Annotated in this window: 17 protein-coding genes and 1 pseudogene; 9 read left to right on the top strand and 9 right to left on the bottom strand. The window is 73.3% G+C overall.

Features of this window, described 5'->3' with window-relative positions; genetic code table 11:
- The first annotated feature begins 47 nt into the window (after positions 1–47).
- Positions 48–1,052, top strand: a complete 1,005-nt coding sequence (locus J8M51_RS08740; RefSeq protein ID WP_267299082.1) for an Lrp/AsnC family transcriptional regulator — start codon at positions 48–50, stop codon at positions 1,050–1,052.
- Positions 1,053–1,094: 42 nt separating this feature from the next.
- On the opposite strand, the gene J8M51_RS08735 is transcribed toward J8M51_RS08740, so the two are convergent.
- Positions 1,095–1,874 (bottom strand): DeoR/GlpR family DNA-binding transcription regulator, encoded by a 780-nt coding sequence (locus J8M51_RS08735; protein ID WP_086760968.1) that lies wholly within the window; start codon positions 1,872–1,874, stop codon positions 1,095–1,097.
- 102 nt (positions 1,875–1,976) lie between these two features.
- Here J8M51_RS08735 and J8M51_RS08730 point away from each other — a divergent pair, with 102 nt between their 5' ends.
- The 3 genes from J8M51_RS08730 (at position 1,977) to J8M51_RS08720 (ending at position 4,763) form a co-directional block, all read left to right on the top strand.
- Positions 1,977–2,867 (top strand): SIS domain-containing protein, encoded by an 891-nt coding sequence (locus tag J8M51_RS08730; protein WP_086760966.1) that lies wholly within the window; start codon positions 1,977–1,979, stop codon positions 2,865–2,867.
- 13 nt (positions 2,868–2,880) lie between these two features.
- Positions 2,881–3,753 carry a class II fructose-bisphosphate aldolase gene (locus J8M51_RS08725; protein ID WP_086760964.1) on the top strand — a complete coding sequence of 291 codons (873 nt, stop codon included), beginning with the start codon at positions 2,881–2,883 and terminating at the stop codon, positions 3,751–3,753.
- A 212-nt stretch (positions 3,754–3,965) separates the two neighbouring features.
- The gene (locus J8M51_RS08720) at positions 3,966–4,763 is read left to right on the top strand and encodes an AraC family transcriptional regulator (protein ID WP_086760962.1); all 798 of its coding nucleotides are present in this window, start codon (positions 3,966–3,968) and stop codon (positions 4,761–4,763) included.
- On the opposite strand, the gene J8M51_RS08715 is transcribed toward J8M51_RS08720, so the two are convergent.
- Positions 4,750–5,979, bottom strand: a complete 1,230-nt coding sequence (locus J8M51_RS08715) for a methyltransferase (protein WP_179203359.1) — start codon at positions 5,977–5,979, stop codon at positions 4,750–4,752. The genes J8M51_RS08720 and J8M51_RS08715 overlap by 14 nt on opposite strands.
- A 191-nt stretch (positions 5,980–6,170) precedes the next feature.
- On the opposite strand from J8M51_RS08715, the gene J8M51_RS08710 reads away from it, so the two are divergent.
- The gene (locus tag J8M51_RS08710; protein WP_086760959.1) at positions 6,171–7,418 is read left to right on the top strand and encodes an ROK family protein; all 1,248 of its coding nucleotides are present in this window, start codon (positions 6,171–6,173) and stop codon (positions 7,416–7,418) included.
- A 6-nt stretch (positions 7,419–7,424) separates the two neighbouring features.
- Here the strand turns inward: J8M51_RS08710 and J8M51_RS08705 are convergent, their stop codons facing one another.
- From J8M51_RS08705 to J8M51_RS08695, 3 genes are read right to left on the bottom strand one after another with little or no spacing between them, the layout of a single operon-like run.
- Positions 7,425–7,814 carry a GtrA family protein gene (locus J8M51_RS08705; protein ID WP_086760976.1) on the bottom strand — a complete coding sequence of 130 codons (390 nt, stop codon included), beginning with the start codon at positions 7,812–7,814 and terminating at the stop codon, positions 7,425–7,427.
- A gap of 44 nt (positions 7,815–7,858) precedes the next feature.
- On the bottom strand, positions 7,859–8,854 hold the full coding sequence (locus tag J8M51_RS08700; protein WP_086760957.1) for a glycosyltransferase family 2 protein: 996 nt from the start codon (positions 8,852–8,854) through the stop codon (positions 7,859–7,861).
- Between the two features lie 28 nt (positions 8,855–8,882).
- Positions 8,883–11,621 (bottom strand): YfhO family protein, encoded by a 2,739-nt coding sequence (locus J8M51_RS08695; protein WP_256965958.1) that lies wholly within the window; start codon positions 11,619–11,621, stop codon positions 8,883–8,885.
- A gap of 222 nt (positions 11,622–11,843) precedes the next feature.
- On the opposite strand from J8M51_RS08695, the gene J8M51_RS08690 reads away from it, so the two are divergent.
- Both J8M51_RS08690 and J8M51_RS08685 read left to right on the top strand, forming a co-directional pair.
- Entirely contained in the window at positions 11,844–12,056 is a 213-nt protein-coding gene (locus J8M51_RS08690; protein ID WP_256965956.1) for a hypothetical protein, read from the top strand.
- A 266-nt stretch (positions 12,057–12,322) separates the two neighbouring features.
- Positions 12,323–12,620: pseudogene (locus tag J8M51_RS08685) on the top strand (SHOCT domain-containing protein).
- An 85-nt stretch (positions 12,621–12,705) separates the two neighbouring features.
- On the opposite strand, the gene J8M51_RS08680 reads toward J8M51_RS08685, so the two are convergent.
- Together J8M51_RS08680 and J8M51_RS08675 are read right to left on the bottom strand one after the other, a co-directional pair.
- Entirely contained in the window at positions 12,706–13,257 is a 552-nt protein-coding gene (locus tag J8M51_RS08680) for an ATP-binding protein (protein ID WP_179203358.1), read from the bottom strand.
- 296 nt (positions 13,258–13,553) lie between these two features.
- Positions 13,554–13,874, bottom strand: a complete 321-nt coding sequence (locus J8M51_RS08675; RefSeq protein ID WP_046705218.1) for a hypothetical protein — start codon at positions 13,872–13,874, stop codon at positions 13,554–13,556.
- A gap of 355 nt (positions 13,875–14,229) precedes the next feature.
- Between J8M51_RS08675 and cds1 the strand changes: the two genes are divergently transcribed.
- A complete protein-coding gene (cds1, locus tag J8M51_RS08670) occupies positions 14,230–15,354 on the top strand; it encodes an L-cysteine desulfhydrase Cds1 (protein ID WP_086760951.1) in 1,125 nt (374 codons plus the stop codon).
- 24 nt (positions 15,355–15,378) lie between these two features.
- On the opposite strand, the gene J8M51_RS08665 is transcribed toward cds1, so the two are convergent.
- Positions 15,379–16,215: a DeoR/GlpR family DNA-binding transcription regulator gene (locus tag J8M51_RS08665; RefSeq protein WP_086760949.1), complete on the bottom strand. Its 837-nt coding sequence runs from the start codon at positions 16,213–16,215 to the stop codon at positions 15,379–15,381.
- A 292-nt stretch (positions 16,216–16,507) separates the two neighbouring features.
- Here J8M51_RS08665 and J8M51_RS08660 point away from each other — a divergent pair, with 292 nt between their 5' ends.
- The gene (locus J8M51_RS08660; RefSeq protein ID WP_086760947.1) at positions 16,508–18,943 is read left to right on the top strand and encodes a hypothetical protein; all 2,436 of its coding nucleotides are present in this window, start codon (positions 16,508–16,510) and stop codon (positions 18,941–18,943) included.
- Positions 18,944–18,982: 39 nt separating this feature from the next.
- Here J8M51_RS08660 and J8M51_RS08655 read toward each other — a convergent pair whose 3' ends face one another.
- Positions 18,983–20,488, bottom strand: a complete 1,506-nt coding sequence (locus J8M51_RS08655; protein WP_179203357.1) for an alpha/beta hydrolase — start codon at positions 20,486–20,488, stop codon at positions 18,983–18,985.
- Positions 20,489–20,525: the final 37 nt, after the last annotated feature.

The following is a 20,525-nucleotide window of genomic DNA, read 5'->3' as shown; positions in this document are numbered from 1 at the left end:
ACAAGAACCCCTGCGGAGTTGACGGAATCCGCCATAGGCTGGGACCGATGGACGCACCGCAGACCGGCCCCGTGACGGATTCGCTGGACCGGCGCATCATCAGCGCGCTGCAGATCGACGGCCGGGCCGCCTGGCACCGCATCGCGGCGGCCCTCGACGAGCCCGAACGCACCGTGGTCCGCCGCGGCACCCGGCTCCTGGAGGCCGGCCTCGTCCGGATCGGGGCCATGGCGATGCGCGGCCGCAGTGTGGTGGTCGGCGTCCGCTGCGCCCCCGGCCGGGCCCGGGTCACCGCCACCGCGCTGGCCCGCCGCCCCGACTGCGTCTTCGCCCATGTCCTCACCGGCACCCCGGACTGCCTCGCGGAACTGCGCTGGCCCCGCGAACGGCTCGCGGGTCTGGTGCTCGACGAACTCGCCGGTCTGCCGGGCGTGGTGGAGACCCACACCCTCCCCGTGCTCCGCCATGTCCGCACCATCCGGGAGTGGCACGCCGGCCTTCTCACCGAGATCGAGATCGCCGCGCTGAAGGGCCCGTCACCCGCCGACGCCGACGCGCCACCCGCCACGGACCCCCTGCCGGCCGGTGAGGCGTCCCCCGAACTCTCCCGCGCCGACCGGCTGTTGCTGCACGCCCTGGCCGAGGACGGGCGCCGCACCTACGACGAACTGGCGCGTGTCTCGGGTGTGTCGGAGGCCACCGCGCGACGCCGTCTCGGCGCGTTACGGCGCGAGGGCAAGGTCCGCATCCGCGCCGTGATCGAACCCGCGGTGCTGGGCCTGCCGGTCGAGGCCGTCCTCCGGGTCCGTACGCCCCCGGCCGAGGTCGCCTCCGTGACGGCGGCCCTCGCCGGATCCGCCCATGTCCGCTACACCAGCTTCGTCACCGGTGAACGCCAGCTCCTCGTCCTCACCGCGTTCCCCGACGAGACCGCCCTGCACGACTTCGTCACCCGCTCGCCCTGGCTGCGCCAGGTCGCGTCGATCGATGTCTCCCTGGTCCTCACCACCCTGAAGCGGGGCGGCCTGCTGGCCCCGTGGCTCCAGGACTGACCCGGAGCCGGGCCATCGGTGGTGTCCCGGGCCCGGAGCGCCTCAGACGGCGATCACCCGCACCCCGGCCTCCTCGAACCGCCGTACCGTCTCCGGTGCCGCCGCCGAGTCCGTGACCAGCGTGTCCACCGACTCCGTCGCGCAGATCCAGGCGAAGGCCCGCTGCCCCAGCTTGCTGGAGTCCGCCGCGACCACGACCCGCCGGGCGCGCTCGCACAGCAGCCGGTTGACGGCCGCCTCCGCCTCGTCGTGCGCGGCGGCACCGTGCACGACGTCCAGGGCCACCACACCGAGGACGGCCACATCCAGCGTGATCCGGTCGAGCACACCGCCGGCCAGCGGGCCGACGAGTTCGTACGACTGGGCGCGGGCCACCCCGCCCGTCACCACGATCTTGAACTGGGGCCGCACGGCCAGCTCGCACGCGATGTTGAGCGCGTTCGTGACCACGGTCAGCGCCGGCGCACCGGACGCCAGATCACCCCGCAGGGCCAGGGCCCGCGCCACCTCGGTGGTGGTCGTGCCCCCGGTCAGCCCCACGGCCTCGCCCGGTGCGACCAGATCCGCCACGGCCCGCGCGACGCGCTGCTTCTCCGTGGCCCGCCGCGCCGTCTTGTAGCGCAGCGGCAGCTCGTAGGAGACACCGTGCACGACCGCCCCGCCCCGGGTACGCACCAGCATCTGCTGCTCGGCGAGCCCGTCGAAGTCACGCCGGATCGTCGCGGCGGACACCCCCAGCTCGGCGGCCACCTCCTCGACGTCCAGCCGCCCCCGCTCGACGAGCAGCTCGAGCAGCGTCTGCCAACGGGCGTCGCGCGACACGGGATCCCCTTCCGTCCGAACCCTTGCTTGAAGATGCTCGAAAGCAGACCATATCTTGCAGGATCAAGCATGAGCGCGTTATCTCCCGGGGAGGGTGACCGTATGACCCACGTCGAGGACGAGCTGAACACCCAGCCCGAGTGCTGGGCCCGCGCCGCCGCCGGGGCGGTCGAACACGCCGGGGTCCTGCCGGCGCCGGGCGAGCGGGTCGCGCTCGTCGGCTGCGGGACCTCGTACTTCATGGCGCAGGCCGCCGCCGCGCTGCGCGAGCGGTCCGGGCAGGGCGAGACGGACGCCTTCGCGGCCTCGGAGTTCCCCGGCGGACGGGCCTACGACCGGGTCGTCGCCCTCACCCGCTCCGGCACCACCACCGAGGTGCTGCACCTGCTGGACGCGCTGCGGGGCCGCACCCGCACGACCGCGGTCACCGCCGACCCGCACACCCCCGTGGCGTCGGCGGCGGACGACCTCGTCGTGCTGGACTTCGCCGACGAGAAGTCCGTCGTCCAGACCCGCTTCGCCACCACCGCCCTCACCCTCCTCCGCGCCCACCTCGGCCTGCACACCGAGGCGGCCGTCACCGACGCGCGCGCCGCGCTCGCGGCGCCGCTGCCCGAAGGGCTCGTCGACAGCACCCAGTTCACCTTCCTCGGCCGGGGCTGGACCGTGGGCCTCGCCCACGAGGCCGCGCTGAAGATGCGCGAGGCGGCGCTCGCCTGGAGCGAGGCGTACCCGGCGATGGAGTACCGGCACGGCCCGATCAGCGTCACCACCCGGTCCACGGCCACCTGGATGCTGGGCGAGGCCCCCGAGGGCCTGGCCGAGCAGGTGCGGGAGACCGGCGCGGCCTGGGTGTCCGGCGGCCTCGACCCGCTCGCCGAACTGGTCCGCGCCCAGCGGCTCGCGGTCGCCGTGGCCGCCGCCCGGGGCCTAGACCCCGACCGGCCCCGCCACCTCACCCGCTCGGTGATCCTCGACCCGGACAACCGCTGAACCAGGAGGAGCCGTGCCCCTCACGACGACCGGTGAACTGATCACCGGGGCCGCCGCCGCACACTCGGCGGTGGCCGCGTTCAACGTCATCACCCTGGAGCACATCGAGGCGGTGGTCGCGGGCGCCGAGTCCGTGGCCGCGCCGGTCGTCCTCCAGGTCAGCGAGAACGCGGTCAGGTTCCATGACGGGGATGTGCTCCCGCTGGCCCGCGCCGCGACGGCCGCCGCCGAGCGGGCGGCCGTGCCCGTCGCACTCCACCTCGACCACATCCGGAGCGACGGCCTGCTGAGCCGGGCCGCCGACGCCGGGTTCAGCTCCGTGATGTACGACGCCTCCCGGCTGCCCTACCTGGACAACCTCGCCGCGACCCATGCCGCCGTGGCCCGGGCGCACGGCCAAGGGCTGTGGATCGAGGCCGAGTTGGGACAGGTGGGCGGCAAGAACGGCGCGGCCCCGCTGGACGCGCACGCGCCCGGCGCCCGTACCGACCCCGACGAGGCACGGGCCTTCGTGGCGGACTCGGGCGTGGACGCGCTCGCCGTCGCCGTCGGCAGCTCGCACGCCATGACCACCCGCACCGCCACCCTCGACCACACCCTTCTGCGGCGGCTGGCCGCCGCCCTGGACGTCCCCCTCGTCCTGCACGGCTCCTCCGGCGTCCCGGACGGTGAACTGCGGGCCGCCGTCACGGGCGGCATCGCCAAGGTCAACATCGGCACCGCGCTCAACATCGCCCTGACCGGAGCGGTCCGGGAGTACCTCACCGCACACCCCGAGGCCGTGGACCCGCGCACGTACCTCACGGCGGGCCGGGCGGCGATGGCGGAGACGGTGGCCCGCCTCATCGGCGTCCTGCGGACGGAAGCGGACCTTCCGTCGGGGTGAGGTGCCCTTTCGCCGGGGTGAGCGGGCTACCGCCGGGGTGAGCGGCCCCTCCGTGGGCATGAGCGGCCCTTCCGCCCGGGTGGACGGCCCGGCCGGCCCGGACGGGCCGTCGCGGCGTCCGTACGTGTCCGTCCCGCGTGGGAATGTGACCGTCTGGCGAAGTGCGCCGCTCAGGACCGGAGTGTGATGCCCGTCACTGGTATTTTTTCGGCATGCGGGAGACGGAGATCCACCTCGGTGAGCCGCCGGACGTCGCCCTCATCGGTGTCGGCGTCCACGGCGTGGCGAGCCGCACGGACGTGTTCCGGCTGCCGGAACTGTGGCAGCTGCACCTCTACCAGTACGAGGCCGAACTGACCGTCGACGGCACGGCCCACGCCCTGCGCCCCGGCCGGGTCAGCCTCGTACCGCCCGGCACCACCGTCCGCTACCGCTACCGGGGCCGCTCCGAACACCTCTTCGCCCATCTGCGCATCACCCCGGCCGGACCGCCCCGCACGGTCCCGGTGGTCCAGGACGCCGGTCCCGAACTCCCCGTGCTCACCGGCCTGTTGCTCCAGGCGGTGGCCGCCGCGCCCAGCGAGCCCGACCGCACCCGGGCCGAGCTGTGGACCACCCTGTGGCGTGTCGCCCACCTCACCCCGCCCGCCGCGGCGGACCCCGGCCCGCACCCGGCGGTCACCACCGCCATCGCCCATATCGAGGCCCATCTCGCGGCGCCGCTCACCATCCCGGAGATCGCCCGCGTGGCCGGTGTCTCCCACAACCATCTGACCCGGCTGTTCCACACCGAGACCGGTGGCACGGTCGTCGCCTACATCCGCCGCCGCAGGCTCGAACGCGCCCACCATCTGCTCCGCGCCACGACCCTCTCCATCCCCGCCGTGGCCGCCTCCGTCGGCATCCCCGACCTCCAGGCCTTCAACAAGGCCTGCCGCAGGGAGTTGGGCGCCTCCCCGCGCGCCCTGCGCGGAACCGGCCTCCCGGCCGGAGCCGCTAACTCCGCCTGACCGCCCGCAGCACCACGAACTTGGCGTCGCTCGCCACGAGTTCGCTGTTGCCGAAGATCCGCCGCAGCGTCACGTGATAGCCCAGATGGCGGTTGCCCACCACCCACAGCTCACCGCCCGGCCGCAGCGCCCGCCGCGCCCCGCCGAACATCCGCCGGGCCGTGGCGTCGGTCGTCGCCTGGTGGGAGTGGAACGGCGGGTTGTTCAGGACGAGATCGACGCTCCCCGCCGCGAACCCCTCCAGCCCGTCACCGACACGGAACTCGGCCCGCTCGCCGGCGTCCGGCCGGTTCGCCCGGTACGTCTCCTCCGCCGAGGCCACCGCCTGGTACGACTCGTCGACGAACACCACCTCGGCGTCCCTGTCGGCCAGCGCGACCGCCGTGCCGACCACACCGTTGCCGCACCCCAGGTCGACGACCCGCCCGCCGCCCGTGTCCTTCGGCAGGTGCCGCAGGAAGAACCGGGTGCCGATGTCGAGCCGGTCGGCGCAGAAGACCCCCGCGTGGTTGACGACGGTCCGCCCCGCCAACAGGCCGGTGTTGCCCGGGAGTTGATAGGTCAACGGCCACGGGTCGTTCCCCCGGCCCTTGAGGACCGCCGTGTCCGGGGTGCAGAAGATCAGCCGCGCCTTCTGTTGCGCCGGCGACGTGCGCGTCGGGCCGAGGATCCGCTCGAAGAGCCGCAGCGTGGAGGTGTGGATCTCCTTGACCATCCCGGTGCCGACCACGACCGTGCCCTCGTGCACGGCGGGCGCGAGCCGGTGCAGCTGGTCCTCCAGCAGCGCGAGGCTCTTGGGGACGCGCACGACGAGGACGTCGATCCGCTCCGGGGGAGTGTCCCGGGTGGTGAGCAGCCGTACCGAGTCCGCCGCCACGCCGTTGCGCTCCAGGTTGGCCCGGGTCGCCTCCCGGCTCAGGAACGAGTCGGTGATCAGCGCCGTGGTCCGTGTCGGCCCGTACTCGGCGAGCGCGGTGGTCAGCGCGCCCCAGCGGTCCCCGACGATCACGACCGCCCCGGTCGGGGCCCCGTCCGCGGCCGTCCGGTCCCTGTCCGTGCCGTCTGCGCCCGGCCCGTCCAGCGGCGTCCCGCTCTCCGCGAGATGGCGCAGCAGATACGCGTCGGACGCGTCCCAGGCACGCAGCGGGTCACGGGGGTTCTCGGGAAAGCGGGCCAGGGCGTACTCGCCCCAGGGCGCGGTCATACGGTCGCTCATCGTGTGCCCAGGCTAACCGAGCACCGCCCGGCGCCCGGCCGCCGAGCACCGCCCGGCGCCCCCGGAGCCGTCCATCCACGTGGCGGCTACGGCGACGGCCTTCACGCCGGACCTCCACGACGACCTCGACGACGGCTGAACACCTGACGGGCGGGGGCCGACGCGCTGCGGATCATGGGAGACTCCCCCTCATGGACGGGAAGGCGGCCCCCAAGGCGGCGGGCGAAGGGACACCGACGGCGACACGCGCTCGACTGGACCGGGGGAGGAGCGCGCTCGGTCCGGCGCTGGAACTGGTGCACACCGGCCGGGCCCCGACCAGGGCCGTGCTCACCGCCGAACTGGGCGTCACCCGGGCCACGGCCGGCGCCGTCGCCGCCGAGTTGGAGGCGCTGGGGCTGATCCGGGTCGACGCGCACCCGGGCGCCGCCGCCGGGTCCCAGGGCCGCCCCTCGCACCGTCTGGAGGTCGCGGAGGAAGGGCCCGTCGCCCTCGCCGCCCAGGTGCACGCCGACGGCTGGCGGGCCGCGCTGGTCGGCCTCGGCGGGCGGATCGTCGCCACCACGCCCGCCCGCGAGATCGTGACCGCCGACCCGGCGAAGGTGCTCGGCTCGGTCGTCGACGCGGGCGCCGTACTGCTGCGGGAGACCGGCCGGCGCTGTGTGGGCGCCGGGCTCGCCGTACCGTCCGCGGTCGCCGAACCGGCGGGCCTCGCGCTGAATCCGCTGCATCTGGCCTGGCCGGCCGGGGCGCCCGTGCGGGAGATCTTCGCCGAGCGGGTGCGCGCGGCCGGTATCGAGGAGCCCGCGTTCGCCGCCAACGACGTCAACCTCGCCGCCCTGGCCGAGCACCGGCACGGCGCCGGGCGCGGCTCCCGCGATCTGCTGTGCGTGGCCACCGGGCACCGGGGTGTCGGCGGTGCGCTGGTCCTCGACGGCCGGCTGCACATGGGCAGTTCGGGCCTCGCCCTCGAAGTCGGCCATCTCACCGTCAACCCCGAGGGCCGCCCCTGCCACTGCGGCAGCCGCGGCTGCCTGGACGTCGAGGCCGACCCGCGCGCCTTCCTGGCCGCCGTGGGCCGCGATCCGGGCCCCGAGGGCTCCCTGCTCAAGCAGGCCAACGACCTGATCGGCACCCGGTACGACGACCCGGCCGTCCGCACGGCCGCCGAGACCATCATCGACCGGCTCGGCCTCGGGCTCGCGGGCCTGGTCAACATCCTCAACCCCGACCGCATCATCCTGGGCGGCATGCACCGCGCCCTGCTCGACGCCGACCCCGACCGGCTGAGCGCCGTCGTCGCCGACCGCGGCCTGTGGGGACGACAGAGCGGGGTCCCTCCGATCCTGGCCTGCACCCTGGACCACAACAGCCTGGTCGGGGCGGCCGAGTTGGCGTGGCAGCCGGTGCTCGACGACCCGCTGGGCGCGCTGTCCTGACATCCCTCACGGGCTGGGGGAGTCCCGCAGCATGATCGTGCGGGACACCACGAACGTCACCGGAATGGCCGCCCCCGACGCGAGCAGCGGGGCGAACCGGTTGCCCGCGTGCAGGACGTCCACGATCACATACACACCCGCCGTGGTGAGCAGGAAATTCGTGGCATTGGTCAGCGGGAACAGAAGGAATTTCCGCCAGGTCGGGCGGATGCGATAGGTGAATCGCGCGTTCAGGAAAAAGGAACCCGTCATGCTCAGCGAGAATGCGAGTACATGCGCGCCGAGATAGGGAAGCCAATTGAGGAAGAGCAGGTAAAGGCCGTAGTAGATCAGGGTGTTGACCACACCGACCAGGGCGAAGGTGATGATCTGCCCCGATATGCGGCGTTCCGGCATCGGGCGGGCCTCGGGGAGCGTCTGCGTACGTGTCGCCGTCCCCATCAGCGAATGAGGTCCTTCGTCGTGCCGCACGCCGCGTGCCCCTCCGTCCGCTCCACCTGCGCTGCCTCCTCCACATTGGTCGCCTTCACCAGGAAGTGCGGGCGCCCCTTCACCTCGTAGTAGATCCGGCCCGTGTACTCCCCGATCACCCCGAGCATGATCATCTGTACGCCGGCGAGGGCGGTGACGGCCATGACGATGGTGACATAGCCCGGGGTCTCCACGCCGTCGACGAGTGCGGCGCCCACGATCCACGCCGTGTAGAGCCCCGCGCACACCAGCAGGCACAGGCCGAGGTGGAGGGCGGCCCGCAGCGGCCGGTTGTTGAAGGAGAGGAGCCCGTCGATCCCGTAGTTGAGCAGGGACCGGAAGCCCCAGGAGCTGCGGCCGTGCTCACGTACCGCGTTCTCGTACTCGAAGGTCGTGCCCGGGAAACCGACCCAGGCGAAGAGCCCCTTGGAGAAGCGGTTGTACTCGGTGAGGTCCAGGACCGCGTCCACCACCCGGCGTGACAGCAGCCGGAAGTCCCCCACACCGTCGACGAGTTCGACGTCCACGAGCCGGTTGACCAGCCGGTAGTACACACGGGCCGTGGCGGTGCGCAGCAGACCGTCGCCGGTGCGGTTGCGGCGGGCGATGACCTGGTCGTAGCCCTGTTCGCGCAGACCGACCATGCGGCGGATCAGGTCCGGCGGGTGCTGCAGATCGGCGTCCATGACGATCACGGAGTCCCCGGCGGCGTGCCGCAGACCCGCGAGCAGCGCCGCCTCCTTGCCGAAGTTGCGGCTGAACGAGACGTACCGGACGCGCGCGTCCAGCTCCGCCAGCTGCTTCAGCACGGCGAGCGTACGGTCCCGGCTGCCGTCGTCGACGTACACGAACTCCATGTCGTGGCCGAGCGGAAGCAGTTCCTCCGCGATCTTCTGGATCTCCTCGTGGAAGCGTGCGACGACGGCTTCCTCGTTGTAGCAGGGTGCGACGATCGAGATGAGCATGGGTTCTCCCCCAGGGGTGCGGTTCGGTTCACCGAGCGGTGGTCAGGCGCTCCTGTGCGGTCGGGTGGTCGGGCGGCGCGGGTCGGGAGCCGGCCGGTGGTCCGGCCACCGGTTCGGCCCGGCCCCGGCGACGGCGGACCCGGCCGGTCGCCCCGATCAGGAGCACGGCGGTGAGCGAGACGGCCCCGACCGCCGTGCCCAGGCGCAGCCCCGGTGGATGGAAGGTGCAGGTCACGCTGCTCGCGGAGCCGTAGAGGGGCACGGCGATCAGGCCGTGGTAGTCCTTGGCGGGTACGGCGGGGGCGTGGTCGGCGGCACAGCGCCAGCCGGAGATCCGGGGCGCGGCGATCACCGCGACGCCCGTGCTGTGGGCGGGCAGTCGGGCCTTGATCGTGCCGTCCTCCACGCTCACCCTCGTGGCGCCGGTGGCCTTCAGTCCCTCGACGGCGGTGCGCAGCCGCGCGGTGTCCAGACAGCCGACCGCGCCCTTCGGCACGACACTCGTCCTGTTCGGCGACAGCTCGATCCGGAACCGTCCGGAGTCCCCGACGCTGCCCAGCCGCTGCATCGGCGCGATCTTGGTGACGGGCTGATCGGACCGGAACCGTCCGGTCGGCTCCCCGGCGGATCGGGAACCGGCCTCGGAACCGGAGTCGGCCTCGGAACCGACCTCGGGGCTGGAACCTGAACCGGCGCCGTCGGCGAGCCGCGCCGTGCCGGACAGATGCGGCGCCCACAGATACAGCTCGGACGCCGCCGGACACCGGCCCGTGATCGTCGGCCTGTCCGGCGCGCTGATGTAGGGCAGCGGGCCCACCCGCACCCCCGGCCGCGCGTCGTCACTCGGGGACGGCGGCTTCCCCGCCGCGGTGCGCACGGTGAGCCGGGGCACGGTGTACACGCGCGTGCCCAGCAGCATCTCCTGGTTGCGGTACGGCGACGGCCCGAAGGCGGAGAGGCCGGTGGAGCCCTCGGCCCGGTCGGCGTGCGGCCGTACCGTCACCAGCGGCGGCACGTCCCGCCGGGTCACGGTGACCCCGCTGCCGTCCTGTGCGAACCAGTTCTGGTGCGGGTCCGGCGGCGAGTGCACCCGGGCGCCGACGGAGAAGATCACGTCCGTGACGGCGTTGTCGAGGCTCTGCACGCTCCGGCCGCGCGAGGTCCAGCCGCCCCCGAGCGCGGTCAGCGTCCGGCTGAGCACGTCGGAGGTGAGGCTGCTGTAGTACTGGGCGCCCTGCCCGCCCACCAGCAGCGGGTCGTTGCCGACGGTCTGCTCCCGGCCCGGGTCGGTCCGGTACCGCGGCCAGCCGTCGGCCCCGGCGATCGCCTCCGACTGCTCCCGCTGCCGCGCGCCCCAGGGCGTGTAGTCGTCCATGTGCCCGAGCCGCAGCCGGGTGTCGGCGGCGGAGGTCACGGCGGCCTCCCCGAACTGGGTGCACACCAGCAGCGCCATGGCGAGAACGGCGAGGGGCCGGCCGTCCCGCCGCCTCGCCCCGAGCAGGATCAGACCGCCCAGCGCACCGGCGGCGGCCAGCAGGGCGAGTGGGAGCGTGAAGGCGCGCACGGTCCGCTCGCTCCCGCTCGCGACGACGATCACCAGCGCCAGCAGCGCGCCCGCCGCGCCCAGCGCACGCGGGCCGGGAACGCCGTACGACAGGGCGTGCCAGGCGGCGATCACCAGCAGCGCGCACAGCACGAAGGACTGCCGGTACGAGCTGCCCTGCGGCGTGGCGAAGGCGTGCCAGAGCAGATGCGTCGGCCCCCACTGCATCGACAGGGCCACCGCCCCCACCAGCAGCGTCCACCCGGCGCGCACCCGCGCCGGTGCCGCCCTGTGGAAGGGCAGGGCGAGCGCCAGCAGCAGCGCGGTGGTGCCCACGAACACGGCCGGCGTCCCGTAGCTGTACGTCCCCGGGAGCAGCCGGGCGAGCAGGTCCTCGGTGGGGACGGGCACGAACTGCCGCACCCGGCCCGGAGAGGAGTGCCGGGTGCCGAAGTAGACGACCGTCACCAGGGGCGCGGCCAGGCCCATGCCGAGGACCGCGACCAGGGCGGCGCGGCCCGCCGCCGCGAGCCGCTGCCGTCGCGAGAGGTCGGCGAGCGCCAGCCGGAGCAGCAGCACCAGGGCGGCGGCGAGGGTGGCCATGTACGCGGTGTAGAAGTTGGCGGTCCACGCGAGCGCCACGATCAGCACACCGAGGAGCGGGCGCCGCCCCCGCCGGGCCCATTCGCCGACCAGGCAGAGCAGCGGCAGGAAGACCAGGCCGTCGAGCCACATCGGGTTGTAGACCCCGTCCGCCAGGGTCCAGCCGCACAGCGCGTACGACGAGCCGAGCAGCCCCGCCGCCCACCAGCGCCCGGGGCGCAGGGCGAGCAGCAGCCACGCCATGGCCGCGCCGGCCGCCGCCACCTTCACCAGGGTGACCACGTACACCGCGAGATCGATCTGATCCCTCGGGAACACCGCCACGAGCAGCGCGAACGGACTGCCGAGATAGGTCCCTAGGTCGGGCAGGAAGCTGGCCCCGAACCCCGACTGCCAGTTGACGACCAGCCCGCCGTCGCCCCTGCCGTGCAGCAGATCCCAGAGATGGGCGTGGAACGGCACGTACTGATTGCCGAGGTCGTTGACACTCCGGGTCCGCGCCCCGAACGGATAGCTGCGGGCCACCACATCGCCCGCGCAGAGCACGGCGACGGTGAGCGCGGCGGCGAACAGCGCGGCCTTTCCCTGCGGCCGGCCTCGCACCACGGAACGGGTTTTCACTTTCACACCCGGTCCCTGTCCGCTCGGCACACCGAGTTCCGCTGAGCTACCCACTTCATTTCCGACGGACCCCCATTTCGGTTCGCCGGATTAGAGGCCCGTGACTCGTTGAAGGTTGTGCCGCGGAGGAAAAGTGAAAGCAATAATTCCGAATGCCGTGGAGGTGGGGAAATGCGCAATTGCTTTCGCGCGTACGGAGGTTGTCCCCCGGATGATCGGAAGGTGAACCCGGCTGCGAGGCGACTGCGCAGCGTGATCCTGGCCGAACGCCGCCTCGGCGCCCGCCGCTGGGGCCCGCGCTTCCAGTCCGCCTACCCGTCCGCCGAACACCCCGCCGACCGGACCCTGTTGGCCTCCTTCGGCACCCATCCCGTCCACGAGGCCCTGGCGTCCGCGGCGAAGCTACGGCCGTCGGTGGACATCTCCGTGGGCTGACGGCGGACGCGTACGGGGTCCGGCGGCAGGTGCGCGCCCGATGCTTGGCAGGGGCGCGGGGAACCGGGCGAGCGACCACGACGCACCCGCACCCGCATCCGCCGACGCACCGAACCCCCACCCACCGGTAGGCGCGCCGTACTCCCGCGGAGGTACCCCCACTGCCGCCCTCCGCAGGACGCCCCGCACCCCTTCGCCGCGGGAACCTCGAAGCATCTCTGCACCACGAGGGAGAAGAAGCGCTCGACCAAGGAGATGAGTTCGAGATGCAGACACTCGCGCACTGGGGCGGCGGCGGCCCCGGCCCCTGGATCCTTCTCTTCCCGCTGATCTGGGCGGCGCTGGTCGTCGGCGCCGTCACCTTCCTGCGGCGCACGGCCCGGCGTGGCGGCGGGGGAGCCGCGCCGGTACGGGGGCGATCCCCGCCCGTCCGGTGACTCCCCGATCGCCGTGCTCGGCCGCCGCTTCGCCTCGGGGGAGATCGACGAGGAAGAGTACTGGCGCCGACTGTCCGTGCTGGACGAGCAGTTCGGCCCGGCGGCCAAGGGCGGCGGTCCGGGCTGACCGTCGGCGTGTCGCCCATCGCCCCGGGCCCGTGCCGGCCCGGGGCGCCGTGCTCCCGTACGGCGGCGGTATGGTCACCGCCCGGTCAGCCTGCGACGGCCGACCGGGCGGGGGCGTGTTCGGACCTGCGCCCGCGCACGGCGGGCCTGCGTCCGGTGTCGTACGGCTGGCCGGCGTCGAGGGTCGGCTCGACGTCCAGGGTCAGCCCGGCGTCGTACGGCGAGATCTTCGGCACCGCCGCCGAGGACGCCGGCAGCGTGAACCACACGACCTTCCCCGACTCGGCGTGCGGCCGCACCCCCCAGCTCTCGCTCACCGCGGCGACCATCGCGAGACCGCGACCGCAGGTGGCGAAGGGCTCCGCGTCCTGGACGACCGGGAGGCGGGGGTCGTTGTCGCGCACCGAGACCGTGAGGCGCCCGAGGAGCAGCTCCATCTCCACGGTGCACATCTTGTCCGGCTCGGCGTGCCGGTGGACGTTGGACAGCAGCTCGGTCACCCCGAGTGCGGCCCGCTCTATCAACGGATCCAGATGCCAGTAGCGCAATTGCGCAGATACGATTCTGCGGACCTGGCCGATCCGCGACGGCAGGGCTTGGAGCTCCACCGTGCAGTGCCTGCTTTGCTGGCTGATCACGGCTGCGACTCCCCGAATTGAGTCCGGAAGAAGATCGGAGTACGGATCCAGCGAGGTGGCTGCGCGAAAACGCCGCCCGCTGTGGTGCGGCCGCCTGTGACTGCCGCCTGGTGGCGGAAGCCGGGGCTGCCGCCTGGTGGCGGAAGCCGGGGCTGCCGCCTGCTCGTGGGGTGGCTGCGTACAACCGCCGCCCGCTGACATGGCCGGCGGGCTGGTTCGCAGCGTTATCGCCGGTAAACCCAGAGTGACGTGAGACCAGAGTGACGCAGGGGATCCGGTCCCGCAACTCGCGGTCGTCAGCCGCGTCCGGCCGCCCGGCGGACCGCCTCTATGAAACGGCGCGCCGAGGGTGGACCGGGCTTCCCCGGAGCGGGGTCGTGCTCGTTCAGTGTGAGCGTGTAGCGCGTGCCGTTGACGTCGGCCAACGCCCGGTCCTCGTTGGCGAACCAGGGCTTCGAGGCGCGCACCGCCTGCACCGGGGCGCTGTCGATCTCGCTGCCGTAACTCGTCAGCAGCTGCAGCCGCCCGTCCTCGATCCGGACCTGGCCCGCCCGGGTCAGCTGCCGCAGCCTCTTCCCGATCCGCACGCCCGTGGCCGTGAACTCCGGCTCGGCCATGTACCCCGCCCCCTAGTGCGCCTCGACTGCCCTGTGTCGTGATCCGTCTCCGCAGGACCGTGATCCAGTGTGCCCGAGTCGCCTTCCCCGAGTGCCCCTCCGGCCTGGACCCGGCCCGTGCGGTGAAGTCTGCACGTCCCCCGCGTCGAGCACCAGTGCGCACGGTGGACCGGGGGCGGAGTTCCGGCGCACGCGCGGCATGCGCCCCCCACGCGCCCCGCGCATCCTTGCCACAGGAGTGCCTTTGAGGGGCTCAAAGTGATGTTTATGCAGGTGAGAAGCGTGCGGAAGCTGTTTATGATCGGGGTGTCCGACGCCGCGATCCGCCGTCGGCGCACCGCGTGAGGAGCCCGCCGTGAGCACCCCCCACCCCACCCGTCCGGGCGCGACCCTCGATGTCGATCACAGCGACAGCGAGTACCGCGGCTGGCTCAAAGAAGCCGTCCGCAAGGTCCAGGCCGACGCCAACCGCTCCGCCGACACCCATCTGCTGCGCTTCCCGCTGCCCGAGCGCTGGGGCATCGACCTGTATCTCAAGGACGAGTCGACCCACCCCACCGGCAGCCTCAAACACCGCCTCGCCCGCTCCCTCTTCCTCTACGGCCTGTGCAACGGCTGGATCCGGCCGGGCCGCCCGGTCATCGAGGCGTCCAGCGGCTCCACGGCCGTCTCCGAGGCGTACTTCGCCAAACTGATCGGCGTCCCCTTCATCGCCGTCATGCCCCGCACGACCAGCGCCGAGAAGATCCGGCTGATCGAGTTCCACGGCGGGCGCTGCCACTTCGTGGACGACTCACGGAAGATGTACGAGGAGTCCGCCCGCCTCGCGGGGGAGACCGGCGGCCACTACATGGACCAGTTCACCTACGCCGAGCGGGCCACGGACTGGCGGGGCAACAACAACATCGCCGAATCCGTCTTCCGCCAGCTCCGGATGGAGCGCTTCCCCGAGCCCGCCTGGATCGTCGCCACCGCCGGCACCGGCGGCACCTCCGCGACCATCGCCCGCTACGTCCACTACATGCAGCACGACACCCGCATCTGTGTCGCGGACCCGGAGAACTCCTGCTTCTTCGAGGGCTGGACCACCGGCGACCCCGACGTCACCTGCGACTGCGGCTCCCGGATCGAGGGCATCGGCCGCCCCCGCATGGAGCCCAGCTTCGTCCCCGGTGCCGTCGACCGCATGATGAAGGTCCCCGACGCGGCCAGCGTCGCCGCCGTACGCGCCCTGGAGAACGCCATCGGCCGCAAGGCGGGCGGCTCGACGGGAACCGGTCTCTGGAGCGCCCTCAAGATCACCGCCGAGATGGTCGCCGAGGGCCGCCAGGGCAGCGTGGTCACGCTCCTGTGCGACCCGGGCGACCGCTACCTCGACAAGTACTACTCCGACGCGTGGCTGAGCGAACAGGGCCTGGACATCACCCCGTACGCGACGGCGATCGAAACACTGCTGGCCACGGGGGTGTGGACGGACTGAGGGCCCCTCACGGCACCACGGCGCTCACTCGTCCGAGGAACCGTCGTCGAAGTCCTCCCCGGCCACCACCAACCGCCGCAGATGCTCGGAGATCTCGGCCCGCGCCTGCGCGGCCAGCCCCGCGTCGGTCACCAGGGTGTCCACCTGCTCCAGCGCGGCGAACGAACTCAGCCCCACCGTGCCCCACTTGGTGTGGTCCGCCACCACGACGACCCGCCGGGCCGACTGCACGAGCCGCCGGTTCGTCTCGGCCTCCGCCAGATTCGGCGTCGACAGCCCCGCCTCGACCGATATGCCGTGGACCCCGAGGAAGAGCACATCGAAGTGGAGCGCCGCGATCGCCTGATCGGCGACCGGCCCCACCAGGGAGTCGGACGGCGTGCGCACGCCACCCGTGAGCACCACGGTCGCCGCCCCCTGCCGGGGGCCGGTCGTGCGCTGGGCGGCGTGGAAGACATCGGCGACCCGCACCGAGTTGGTGACCACGGTCAGATCCGCCACGTCCACCAGCCGGTGCGCCAGCGCGTAGGTCGTCGTACCGCCGGACAGCGCGATCGCCGACCCCGGGGCGACCAGCTCCGCGGCGGCTCGCGCGATGTCCTCCTTGGCGCTCAGCTCCAGCCCGGACTTCGCCTCGAAGCCCGGCTCGTGGGTGCTCGCCTCGGCCACCGGCACCGCGCCGCCGTGCACCTTCTCCACCGCGCCCTGGCGGGCGAGCGCGTCCAGATCACGGCGCACCGTCATGTCCGACACGCCGAGCCGGCGGGTCAGCTCGTTGACCCGGACCCCGCCCCGCCGTCGTACCTCGTCGAGGATCAGGGCCCGGCGCTGCTCCGCGAGGAGGTTCTGGTTCTCACTCACGCCCGCTCCGGTCCTCTCGCCCCATCACACCCGACACGCCTTCCCTACCCCCTCCGACGAGGACATTCCCCCGTCCCCGGTCCCGAGGACGTCCCATATTCGCACGCCCCACCTCGGGTGACGCCACTGCTTGCACAGTCACGTGCACGTCACGCTCCGTTCCTCGCGCCCGCCACTATCACACGGATCGGGGAGATTCGGTGACCACAGGTGTACGGGGCCCGCTCAGCGGCGATCATCAGTGCCTGCACATCACACCTGACTTGCGGCGCATCACGGGGGAAGCGGAACAGTGGATCGTGCGAGGGAACATACGACACATACGGAACCCAGGGAACATCCGCAGCCCGTCGAGGCGCAAGATCAGCCGGAATCCGACCGGCCCACCCCGGACGGCACCGCCCTGGAACTCCTCGTCCACGGTGTCGGCGGCACCACCCCCGAGCGCATGCTGGACGACCCCCGCACGGTCCGGATCACCGGTGACGACACGGCCGCCGTGTTCCGGCGGATCGACGACGCCGACGCGGAGAAACGTCCCGCCGACCACCGGGGCGAGCCCGTCCCCGAGGCCTATGTGTGGTGCAACCTCACGTCCGGAAACGGCTCCCGCGCCCTGTGGCTGTTGCTGCTGCCGTTCATGGTCGTCAACCTCGCCCACTGGATGCGCCCCAGTACCCGCGACCGCCGGCGGACGGTACGCCTCTACGGCCTCCTCGTCCGGCTGGCCGGGCTGACCCTGACCGTGCTGCTCGTCGCGGCGGCCTGTGAGGTGGCCCTCGACCTGGCCGCCTGGCAGTGCGCGGGCGCACGTGCGTGCGCCCAGGCGCACACCTGGCTCGGTTTCCTCTCCCCGGCCGTCTCCGACGACGGCTGGTGGAGCCAGCCCGGCCGCCGCCTCGGCCTCGCGGCCCTGGTGCCCACCGCGCTGACCGGGCTCCTGTGGTACCTCTCCCACCGCACCTGGAGCGAGTACGAGTCCCAGCGCCCCATGGACCACGACGACGACCGCCCCGACGGCCGGAGGGGGCCCCGTGCCGCCCCCGACGTCGAGGACACGGCCCGGGTCGCCCTCGGCCGGCCCGGCTTCTGGTACGGGCGCCGTCTGGTGGCCAGGCTGCGGGCCGCCCACGCGGCGGCCGGTCTCCTGACCGTGGCGGCGGGCGTCGGCACCTCCGCGGCCCGCCAGGACCGCAGGGCGGGCGGCCCCGCCCTGCTGGAACTGCTGGGCTGGCTGCTGAACACGTCCCTCGCGGTGCTCGCCGCCGTCGTCGTGTGGGTGGTCTGCCGCCGGGGCCGCAGCGAGCGCCGTCTGGACAGGGCCCTGGACGAGCGACTGGTCCGCTGGCTGCCCGCCTGCTCGATCGCCGTGCTCGTCCTGGCCGTGGTGTACGCCGGGTGGTCACGCCCCGGCTGGCGGTCGGCGGGGAGGCTGCCGGGCGACCTGGCCTTCGGCGGCATCACCCTGGTCCAGAGCCTGCTGGTCGTCGCGCTCGGCGTGGTCGCCCACACGCTGTACCGCTCCCGTCCCGATCCGCGCACCGCCATGTACGGTCTGGCCGGCCCCGCCGTCGCCATGCTCGCCTGCGCCCTGGGCGGGGTGATGTCCGCCGGAGTCGCCCAACGCGTCGCCGACTGGCTGGGCGGCACCACCGACGCCCTGCCCGGCCCACCGGTCCTCCTCACCTGGCAGGCCTCCGTCATCCCGCCCCTCCTCCTGGTGGTCCTCGTCCTCCTCGGCTGGCTCGCCCGCCGCACCTGGGTCCTGCGCCGGGCGGAGACCACGGCGGTGGAACAGGAGTACGACGTGACGGAGCCGCGGCCGACGGAGAAGGGACCGGGGGAGGAGCGGGAGTCCCAGGACGCCGGCCGTACGCGCCGGATCGCCCGCACCCGGGCCATGGCCGCGCTCACCGACCGGGCGCCCCGGATCGTCGGCGTCCTCTCCACGGCGACCCTGCTGCTCGGCGCCGGAGCCCTGACCGGCGCCCTCGTGACACGCGAGAGCCCGGCGCGGGCGGCGCACGGCTCGGCCGACTTCGTCGCGGGCGCCGCCCAGACCGCCCAGGCACTGGGGTCCTGGTTGATCGGCGTGGGCTTCCTGCTGTTCGTCACCTGGGGACGCCGGGCCTACAAGGACGCCTCCGCCCGCCGCACGATCGGCATCCTCTGGGACGTGGGCACGTTCTGGCCCCGCGCCGCACATCCGTTCGCCCCGCCCTGCTACGCCGAGCGGGCCGTGCCCGACCTGACCTGGCGGATGGCGACCTGGACCCGCACCACGGGCGGCCGGCTCGTCATCTCCGGGCACTCCCAGGGCAGCGTCCTCGCGGCGGCCGCAGCCTGGCAGCTGACCCCGTCCGTGCGCAGACGGGTCGCGCTGCTCACCTACGGCTCACCGCTGGAACGGCTCTACGGCCGCTGGTTCCCCGCCCACTTCGGCCCCGAACCGCTCGCCTCCCTGCACCGCGAGGTCGACTGCTGGCGCAACCTGTACCGCCTCACCGACCCCATCGGCGGCCCCGTACGGCTGACGGGCCGGCACGGGCCGCAGGTCGACGCCGAGCCCTTCACGGACCCGCTCGCCTACGGCCGTACCGGCGCCCACCCGCTGCCCGCCCCGATCCTCGGCCACTCCGACTACCAGGCGGACCCCGCCTTCGCCCACGAGCGCCGGGAACTGCTCGCCCGCATCGGCCCGGAGCTCCCGAAACCCCGGCACCCGTAGCCCCGGCACCCGTGGCCCCGGGCCCGCCCGCGTCCCGGGTCAGTCGTCCGGGCAGGAGACATCCCGCTCCGGCCGCTGGCCCGTGCGGAGGAAGGCCGTCACCGCCCGGTCGCCGCACGCGTTGCCGTTGGCCAGGTACGCGCCGTGGCCGCCGCTCTCCACCGTGACGAGCCGGGCCCGGTCGCCCAGCGCGGCCCGCAGGTTCAGGGCACCGGAGTAGGGGGTGGCCGGGTCCCGCCGGTTCTGGACCATGAGGATGTTGGACGGCCCCCGGTCGGTGATCCGGGCCGGCTCCTCCACCGGCCCGTCCTTCCAGAACGAACACGCCGTGATGTTCACCGGCATCCCGGCCGTGAGCGGGTGCCGGACCCGGCTGTCGGCCACCGCCCGCCGGTGCGCACCCACGGACACCGGCCAGCGCACGTCGTTGCAGACCACCGCCATGGCCACCGTCGCCTCCTCGTCGCTCAGCGGTCCGGCCACATCGGGCGGGAGCACCGGTGTCGCCCTCGGGTCCATCACCTGCCGTACGAGCCGGGCCAGTTCGTCGAACGAGTCGTCGGTGTACAGGGCGGTCTGCATCGCCTGCCGCAGCCGGTTGCCGGTCAGGGGAACGCCGTCGGTGGTGGTCCTCCTGGGCGCACGGTCCAGCTCGGCCGCCAGCGACAGGAACAACGGCCTTACGTCCTCGGGCCGTTCGGCGAGCCGCAGACCCGTCGGCTCCTGGGCGGGGTCGGCGGCGAAGGCCGCGAAGTCCGGGAACCGGTCCTCCGCGCCCCGTGCCATGTTCGCCAGCCAGCCCCGCGCGACCCGCCGGGGATTCGGGTCGTCATTGCTGTCCAGCACCAGGCGGTCGGTCCGCTCCGGGTACTTCTGCGCGTAGCCGGCGCCCACATACGTCCCGTACGACACCGCGTACGCCGACAGCCGTTCCTCGCCGAGCGCCTGCCGGAAGAGGTCGATGTCCCGGACCTCGTTGGCGGTGGTGAGGCTGCGCAGCACCGCGCCCCCGTTCTTCGCGCAGGCCTCGGCGATACGCCGGGACCGGGCCACGTTCGCGTCGATGCCGCCGTCGGCCGCGGGCCAGGACCGCAGGGTCACCAGGTGCCGGTCGTCGGCGGAGAGACCGCACCTCGCCCGGGTGCTGCCGCCGGTGCCGCGCGGGTCCAGGGTGACGATGTCGTACGTGCCACCGAGTTCCGCGCGCAGCGCGTCTCCCTGCTGGGTCAGCCGCCTGACGCCGGAGCCGCCGGGGCCGCCCGGGATCACCAGCAGGGTGCCGCGCCGGGCCTCGGGGTTCTCGCTGCGTAACCGGGAGACGGCGAGGCTGAGTCGCGGGCCGTCGGGGTCCCGGTGGTCCAGGGGTACGGGCAGGTCCGCGCACTCCTGCCCGTCGGGGCCGTCGGGCCGTTCGCAGGGCCGCCAGGCGAGGGAGGAGGCGGGAGCCGCGGCGGCGGAGGCCGGGCCGGTGACGGCCGTCAGCGCGCTCGCGGTGACCGAGACGGAGAGGGCCAGGAGCAGGTTTCGTCGGGTGCGGTTTCTCATGAGGATCATGCTGTCCGCCGGATCGCTCCGGTCCCAT

It is taken from the genome of Streptomyces griseiscabiei (assembly GCF_020010925.1).
In the GTDB taxonomy this organism is placed as follows: Bacteria; Actinomycetota; Actinomycetes; order Streptomycetales; family Streptomycetaceae; genus Streptomyces; species Streptomyces griseiscabiei.
Note: the sequence above shows the minus strand (reverse complement) of the source record. Positions and strands in the feature narration are given on the sequence as shown.

Coding starts and splice junctions, on each gene's coding strand:
- J8M51_RS08740 (WP_267299082.1), top strand. CDS start 48: ATGGACGCACCGCAGACCGGCCCCGTGACGGATTCGCTGGACCGGCGC.
- J8M51_RS08710 (WP_086760959.1), top strand. CDS start 6,171: ATGGACGGGAAGGCGGCCCCCAAGGCGGCGGGCGAAGGGACACCGACG.
- J8M51_RS08675 (WP_046705218.1), bottom strand. CDS start 13,874: ATGGCCGAGCCGGAGTTCACGGCCACGGGCGTGCGGATCGGGAAGAGG.
- J8M51_RS08705 (WP_086760976.1), bottom strand. CDS start 7,814: ATGCCGGAACGCCGCATATCGGGGCAGATCATCACCTTCGCCCTGGTC.
- J8M51_RS08730 (WP_086760966.1), top strand. CDS start 1,977: ATGACCCACGTCGAGGACGAGCTGAACACCCAGCCCGAGTGCTGGGCC.
- J8M51_RS08715 (WP_179203359.1), bottom strand. CDS start 5,979: ATGAGCGACCGTATGACCGCGCCCTGGGGCGAGTACGCCCTGGCCCGC.
- J8M51_RS08655 (WP_179203357.1), bottom strand. CDS start 20,488: ATGAGAAACCGCACCCGACGAAACCTGCTCCTGGCCCTCTCCGTCTCG.
- J8M51_RS08720 (WP_086760962.1), top strand. CDS start 3,966: ATGCGGGAGACGGAGATCCACCTCGGTGAGCCGCCGGACGTCGCCCTC.
- J8M51_RS08700 (WP_086760957.1), bottom strand. CDS start 8,854: ATGCTCATCTCGATCGTCGCACCCTGCTACAACGAGGAAGCCGTCGTC.